The organism is Campylobacter sp. BCW_6871 (assembly GCF_001762325.1).
GTDB lineage: Bacteria > Campylobacterota > Campylobacteria > Campylobacterales > Campylobacteraceae > Campylobacter_D > Campylobacter_D jejuni.
The window spans coordinates 1,571-8,224 of record NZ_MJWQ01000079.1 but is presented as its reverse complement, the minus strand read 5'-3'; the positions used below and the strand labels follow the sequence as shown (position 1 = coordinate 8,224).

The window sequence follows — 6,654 nt, the reverse complement described above, 5'->3', positions numbered from 1 at the left end:
GCTTTTAGCTAAACTCTCAAAAACAGGTAAAAAATCCTTATCAAATCCGCTAATTTCAATTTTTATAGCCATTTATATCCTTTCTTATATAATTTTTATTTTTATTATACCATAAAGGGTTTTGTTGTAAAATTGGAAAAAACTTTTTTTATATATAAAATTACATAAATAAGACAATCAAAATACAATATAAAAGATTAAAGAATAGTAAAAACGGTTTTTTAAAAAAACTAATATAAATATATGGCTAATTATATAATTAATCCTCCTCTAAGCCATCATTAATTCCTGCTTCTGCAAGTTCAAGCTGTTCTTTTTGATACACTTTATCATCTTTGGCATCTTTAAAACCTTTTAATAATAAAGTTTTCATTTGCTCTATATATTCTTGATCTTTACACATATTAATCCTTTTTATTTATCAGGTTTAAAACCACTATCTAAAATTATTTTTGTCATTGCACCTTTAAGTTTATCAAAACGATTTAAAGCTTGCATATTACTAACTCTAAGCAATCTTATTTTATCATCTTTTTTATAAAACACTTTAAAAACTTCATCACTTTGTTTGTGTTTTACCATATCATCTAAACCACATTTTTCTATAAACTCACAATCTTTAGCAAAAACTTCATTTTCTACATCAAATAAATCTTGTTTATAAGCATTTGATGAATGGGGATCACAAGAATGAACATCAATAATATAATCTTGTATATTTTTTTGCATAGCAAATCCTTTAAAAAATAGTATAAATTTTTATTTTTAGAATGACTTAAAATCTTTTTTTAATTTTTATAAATATTAAGGATATTATTTTTTTATATTATGTTGATGATCTTTTTTATCAAAGTCATAAAATGTAACAAATATGGCTACGGCTATTGCAAAAGCTAAAATAATATGAATGAGATAAATCCATATTGTTTACTTTGTAATATGTTATTTTAACATATAAATTATAACAAAAAAGAAAAAAAATAAAATGAAAATAATAAGAAATTGATTTTTTATTATTTATTATGATAATCTTATTTGAGTACTTTTAAAAAGCTTAGAGTATAAAGTGTTGTGATGTAGCTTTTAAAAAGAAGAATAAAAACAAAGAAGCAGAAAACGCCCTTATAAAAATTATTAATTATATTCACTAACCATAGATGTAATAAAAAATATTGAGTAAAATATAATCAAAACAAATTTCTATTTATTTTTATAAAAACTGCATTTTTAAATTTGCTATGTTATAATTAAAAAAAGGTTGTATAAATATGAAAAATTATTATATTTCAGAAGGTGTAAAAGCTTTATTTTCTATCTATTTTAAAGATCAAACTGAAGAAAATTTCATTAAAGCTCTTAACGAATTTGCTAAAGAAAGTCAAATAAATTCTCAAGAAATAAAAGACAAATCTTTTAGAGAATTTAAAGAAGCCATTTCTAAATTACCAACTATAGATCTTTTGAATACTAGATTTGATAAGCTTGAATATTCAATAGGTGCTAAACTTGATAAGCTTGAAGATTCAGTTGATAAGCTTGAATATTCAATAGGTGCTAAACTTGATAAGCCTGAAGATTCAGTATGTGCTAAACTTGATAAGCTTGAAAACAAACTAGATAGTTTTAAAAGAGAAGTTAGAACATATGTAATTATTCTTGCTGCTTTAATGTTTATTTTACAGCCTACAATTTTTGATTTAATTTTGTCTATCTTTAAATCATTTCTAAGACAATAAGGTTTTTAGTTTTCACTTTCGTTAGTGTGTTTATCATTGAGATAATGAGCTACTAAAACCAATGTACCAAAAACGAAAGTGATAGCACCAATTAAAATAGCTATATTATAACCATCCATTTTTTCTCCTTTTTTTCAAAAAAGTTCAATCTTTAAGAAAGATTGATGATAATGCAACTACCGTTAAAATTAGCAAACTTTCGATGAGAATAATAAAAGCTCTACTATCGCCTGTTTGTAAACCATAAAGACTATTTATAAACAATCCTATGCCAATAGATTCCATGAATATTAAGATTGCTTTTGTGGGTATTTTTGTAAATATTACTATTTTTTTGAAAAAATCCTTCTTTTTTCTCCTTATCTTATAACAAAAAAATGCTAAAAGTCAAGGGATAAAATATCCCACCTTAGGGTTAAGTTACACTAGATTGTTTCTAGTGTGAGAATATTATTTTAAATGTTTTACCATAAAGTCCATTATTGCCCAAACACTTGAAATTATAGTGGCAATGCTAACAACACAAGCTCCTAGCCAATAGATTCCTTGCTGTTTTAATGAACTTTCCATTCGTTTGATTTCAGCTTCAAGTCCTTTAGTCTCAGATTGGAATAAATCCTTGCTAACCAACTCATTTCTTATTTACTCAATGGCTTCTTGCTTTAAATTCCCAAAATTAAGCCTTTGCGTTGTTGCTCTATCATTAGCAAATTCTTCAAAAGCTTGAATGAGCTTTTTAGCTTGATCAGTATCTGAAAAAATACTTTTCAATAATGCTTTAAAGCTCTCATTGAGTGTAATTTCTTTTTTCATGGCATATCCTTGCATACTAACTCCTAAATTATAACATATTTTCATGTGCGCTCTTAGGCTACATTTCCAATTTGCTTCCACCATGTTTTTTTCTCAGAGTGAAATCTATAACCTAATTGCTTGATTTTTTCATTTAAACCATAGGTATTTCCTACAATCCAATAATAACCATCTTCATTTTTCACTTCGAGTCCCAAAGATAACAAAACTTGTCTTTCATCTTCGCTAAAAGTTGTAGCGTTTGATTGTGAAAAGTTTTGTGAGAAATCAACTTTCTTTTTGTTTTCATGAGTATTGTTTTGGTAAGCTTCAATATCGATAACAATATTGCTAGTTTCAGTCATTCCAACACCCATTTCTTCAGAAGAATATAATCCACTAAGTTGGAATTTTACCACTAGCCCAAGTATTTATTGTAGAAGCAAAGACATCTAATTGTCTTCCTAATTCAGTTTGAGTAGTGTTTAACTCTTTACAAACTTCTTTAATAATATTTTCTTTCTCTTCTGTCATGCTAATCCTTTATTTTAGATTAATATTTTTTAGTAATAATTTTTTCATTACTTTTCAGAAATGAAAGGATTTGGCTCATTTTTTGAGTTTCCCTGTCTTAGTGCAGGATTATTATATTTTCTACTATTTTATTTTTAAGCATTTCAAAATCTTTGTCATTGATTTTTCCTATGTAAGTTTTTATCCTTTTAGTATCAAAAACTCTCATTTGTCCTAAAAGTGCAACTTGTAAAGTGCCTTTATTGTCCTTAAATTTGTGAAATAAAAAGCCTTTTTTGTTTTTAGTCTTAGAACTTAAAGGTGCGCCTAAAAATGTGCCATTATAAAAACTATTTATTACCAAAACAGGACGCGTAAAAAACTCATTTTTACCTTAAACTTCAGCACCGATATTTAAACCAATGCTAAGCCAATAAATCTTTTTTTTACACTAACTTTTCTGATTAATTTTACTTTGTTTAAGCTCTTTTTTCGTTCGTTCCAGCTGTCAAATTGCACTTCGTTCGTTTTATTCCTTTATATCTTTTGGCATAATGCTATGTAATGCCGTAAGCAGAAGTTTTATCTTTAAATATTTCTTTTCTATATTTTTCTAAGTTTTTTCATTGTTTTTCCTGTCTTTTTAAAAGATTTGTTTTTCAACTAATTTTCTCTTTCTTTTTTTAATTTATTGGTATTTTGGTTTATGATTTATATAAAAAGCAAGATCCTTATTATAACAGTTCCATTTTTTAAATAGCGAAAAATGAAAGAAGTGATAAAGATTTTGAGATTTTTCCATGTATAAAATAAGGCAGATTTTTATTTTATCAATAGCAATTATTATTAAAAAAAATAGCAGAAAATTTCATTTGCCTATATTAATGTAACTTTTTATTACAATCAGCATTTTCAAAAAACTTTATCATTATTTCAGCCTAAATTTTATCATTTAAAATTAAACTTGATATAAATCTTTTCGTATACTTTGCTCGCTCGATTTAAATATATAAAAGCATAATATTGAATAACCTCTTTTAATACTATGTAATTTTAAACAAGGCATGGTTTTTGATAAAATTTTTAGATGAAAAAATCTACAAGCTTGATTGTTTTATTGATTAATTCCAAAACAAGAACTAAAAATTAACAATCTTAGTCTATTAAAATTCTTTTTATACAATTAAAAAATAATTATTATATACAAATGTGAAAATATGGATAATACGCAAAAATATGCAGCTATAGATCTTAAGTCATTTTATGCTTCTGTTGAATGCATTTTAAGAAAATTAGATCCTCTAAATACCAATCTTGTAGTTGCGGATGAAAGTAGAACTGAAAAAACAATATGTCTTGCGGTATCTCCCGCATTAAGATCTTATAATATATCAGGCAGATTAAGACTATTTGAACTAATACAAAAAGTAAAAACAATCAATTACAAGCGCTTAAAAATTGCTAAATATTTCAGTGCAAAATCATACAATCATCTTGAACTAATAAATAATCCCAATTTAGAGCTTGATTACATTGTCGCAAAACCTAGGATGTCAACATATATAGACTATAGTTCTAAAATCTACAGTATTTATTTAAAGTATTTTGATCCAAAAGACATTCATATTTACTCCATTGATGAAGTATTTATTGATTTAACTCCTTATATCAAACATTATAAGCTATCTGCTGACAAACTCATTGAAAACATATTATTTGAAATTTTAAAAACAACTCAAATAACAGCAACTGCGGGAATAGGAACAAATCTTTACTTAGCAAAAATTGCAATGGATATATTAGCCAAAAAACAAAATATTAATAAAGATGGACTTTGCATAGGGTATTTGGATGAAATGCTTTATAGAAGAAAATTATGGCAACACACGCCCATAAATGATTTTTGGCGTATAGGCAAAGGATATGCAACAAAACTAAAAAGCATAGGCATTAACAATATGGGAGATTTAGCAAGATACTCTCTTAATAACGAGGATAAACTTTATCAAATTTTTGGAGTAAATGCTGAGTTATTAATCGATCATGCTTGGGGGTTTGAAAGCTGTACAATGCACAAGCTATTAAAGAATATAAAAGCAAACATATCTCTAAGGTAATGGCTAAGGTTTTGCCTAAACCTTATAGTTTTAAAAAAGCTAGAGATATGCTTAAAGAAATCGTCGATCATATGGTTCTTGAGCTAATTGAGCAAAATTTAACATGCAATCAAATCATTTTAGATGTACAATATGATAAAGAAAGCTTAGAAAAGGTACAAAGCTACAATGGTCCAATGAGCAAAGATTCCTATGGAAGATCTATTCCAAAAAATGCACATTCAACAATCAATTTGGATTACCACAGCTCTTCCTTGGAAACTATTTGCAATAAAGGTTTAGAATTGTTTGATTTAATAGTTAATGCTGATTTTTTAATTAGAAAAATAAGTCTTACTCTTAATAATGTTGTAAAAAATGACACGATAAAAAAATTAAAGAACCCAGTCTTTTTACTGACTTAGAACAGAAGGAAAATAAAAATTTTATAAAAGAAGAGAAATTACAAAAAGCTAGACTCGCGATTGTTCACAAATATGGAAAAAAATCTATTTTTAAAGCCTCGAGTCTTGAAAATGGCTTAAAAATTAATTCGCAAATAGGAGGACACAATGCCTAATAACCAAGATGATATTATTAATATTAAATACAAAAAATCTACAAAATATCCTCTTATGCCATTAGAAAAAAGAGCGGCACAGTTTGCTCCATTTTCAGTGCTTAAAGGATTTGATGAAGCAATTGAAAAAAAGAAAAAAGAAGTGGAAAGAAAGCTTGAAAAGTCTATCTATATAAACGAGTAATCATGTTTTTATGAGAAAAAATATTTTAGATATAAAAATCAATTAAAAACAAGTAAAAAAATAAGTATTTTTTTAATAGTGTATTTTTTATACCACTTTTATCTCTATATATTTTAGACTTAAAATAAAATTAATTAAAATTAGTATTAAAATTTTATCTTTTTTTCTGTGAATTTTCATATAAAAAATATTGTTTTTTATATGATTAAAAAAATAAAAAAATTATCTTGTACTTTTCACGAGCAAAAATTCAAAGAGAAAATTACAGCAAAACTATATTTATTTTGATTTATTTTTTTGTTTTTTTTATCTATCATTTTTTATTTTTATTTTTATTTTTATTTTTTTACCTATCTTTACTCTAAAATTTTTGTAAATTTTTCAATTAAAAAATACTCCAAATCCAAACCCACAAAAAGACAAAAATAGTTTTAATTAAGCATTAAAAAGTCTAGCCTTAAGCAATGACATTTTTATACCTACCCTAAAGTAAAGAATGCCTATTTTTAGGGACTTTATAACATAGCTTATTGCGATTTGTCTTTTTTTTAAAAAATACACCCAAAAAATTTTTATACCTAACATTCATTAATTTCGTTAATAATATTGCCATTTTTGTACCTAACCTAAAGTATTTTTAGCCCCTGAAATAGAAAAGTATTCTTCTCACCCTTTATCACCTCATTTATTCCCCTTCTTTATCCGCTACATTTCATTGAATAATTTTCATCATTTATCCCCTCATTTATCACC

9 protein-coding genes and 1 pseudogene are annotated in these 6,654 nt (G+C 25.6%); 4 read left to right on the top strand and 6 right to left on the bottom strand.

Annotated elements, in window-relative coordinates; translation table 11 throughout:
* Positions 1-259: 259 nt before the first annotated feature.
* Both AJ930_RS10405 and AJ930_RS09125 read right to left on the bottom strand, forming a co-directional pair.
* Entirely contained in the window at positions 260-403 is a 144-nt protein-coding gene (locus AJ930_RS10405) for a hypothetical protein (RefSeq protein WP_002782730.1), read from the bottom strand.
* Positions 404-414: 11 nt separating this feature from the next.
* Complete coding sequence (locus tag AJ930_RS09125) at positions 415-729, bottom strand: hypothetical protein (protein ID WP_070210654.1); 315 nt, start codon at positions 727-729, stop codon at positions 415-417.
* A 539-nt stretch (positions 730-1,268) separates the two neighbouring features.
* Here AJ930_RS09125 and AJ930_RS09120 point away from each other — a divergent pair.
* Positions 1,269-1,736 carry a hypothetical protein gene (locus tag AJ930_RS09120; RefSeq protein ID WP_070210653.1) on the top strand — a complete coding sequence of 156 codons (468 nt, stop codon included), beginning with the start codon at positions 1,269-1,271 and terminating at the stop codon, positions 1,734-1,736.
* A 450-nt stretch (positions 1,737-2,186) separates the two neighbouring features.
* On the opposite strand, the pseudogene AJ930_RS10775 reads toward AJ930_RS09120, so the two are convergent.
* The 4 genes and pseudogenes from AJ930_RS10775 to AJ930_RS10685 all read right to left on the bottom strand — a co-directional run bounded on the left by AJ930_RS10775 (position 2,187) and on the right by AJ930_RS10685 (position 3,405).
* Positions 2,187-2,564 (bottom strand): annotated as a pseudogene (locus AJ930_RS10775) (hypothetical protein).
* 38 nt (positions 2,565-2,602) lie between these two features.
* Positions 2,603-2,893: a recombinase gene (locus AJ930_RS09110; protein WP_250482852.1), complete on the bottom strand. Its 291-nt coding sequence runs from the start codon at positions 2,891-2,893 to the stop codon at positions 2,603-2,605.
* A gap of 34 nt (positions 2,894-2,927) precedes the next feature.
* Positions 2,928-3,062, bottom strand: a complete 135-nt coding sequence (locus tag AJ930_RS09105) for a helix-turn-helix transcriptional regulator (protein WP_052950192.1) — start codon at positions 3,060-3,062, stop codon at positions 2,928-2,930.
* 97 nt (positions 3,063-3,159) lie between these two features.
* Positions 3,160-3,405, bottom strand: coding sequence for a type II toxin-antitoxin system PemK/MazF family toxin (locus AJ930_RS10685; protein WP_261659532.1), 246 nt, complete (start codon positions 3,403-3,405; stop codon positions 3,160-3,162).
* An 853-nt stretch (positions 3,406-4,258) separates the two neighbouring features.
* Here AJ930_RS10685 and AJ930_RS10680 point away from each other — a divergent pair.
* The 3 genes from AJ930_RS10680 (at position 4,259) to AJ930_RS09095 (ending at position 5,901) form a co-directional block, all read left to right on the top strand.
* Positions 4,259-5,158, top strand: a complete 900-nt coding sequence (locus tag AJ930_RS10680) for a Y-family DNA polymerase (RefSeq protein ID WP_250540842.1) — start codon at positions 4,259-4,261, stop codon at positions 5,156-5,158.
* Positions 5,158-5,562 (top strand): DinB/UmuC family translesion DNA polymerase, encoded by a 405-nt coding sequence (locus AJ930_RS10675; RefSeq protein WP_250492793.1) that lies wholly within the window; start codon positions 5,158-5,160, stop codon positions 5,560-5,562. The genes AJ930_RS10680 and AJ930_RS10675 overlap by 1 nt, the downstream gene beginning before the upstream one ends.
* Positions 5,563-5,709: 147 nt before the next feature.
* Positions 5,710-5,901, top strand: a complete 192-nt coding sequence (locus AJ930_RS09095) for a hypothetical protein (RefSeq protein WP_002881951.1) — start codon at positions 5,710-5,712, stop codon at positions 5,899-5,901.
* Positions 5,902-6,654: the final 753 nt, after the last annotated feature.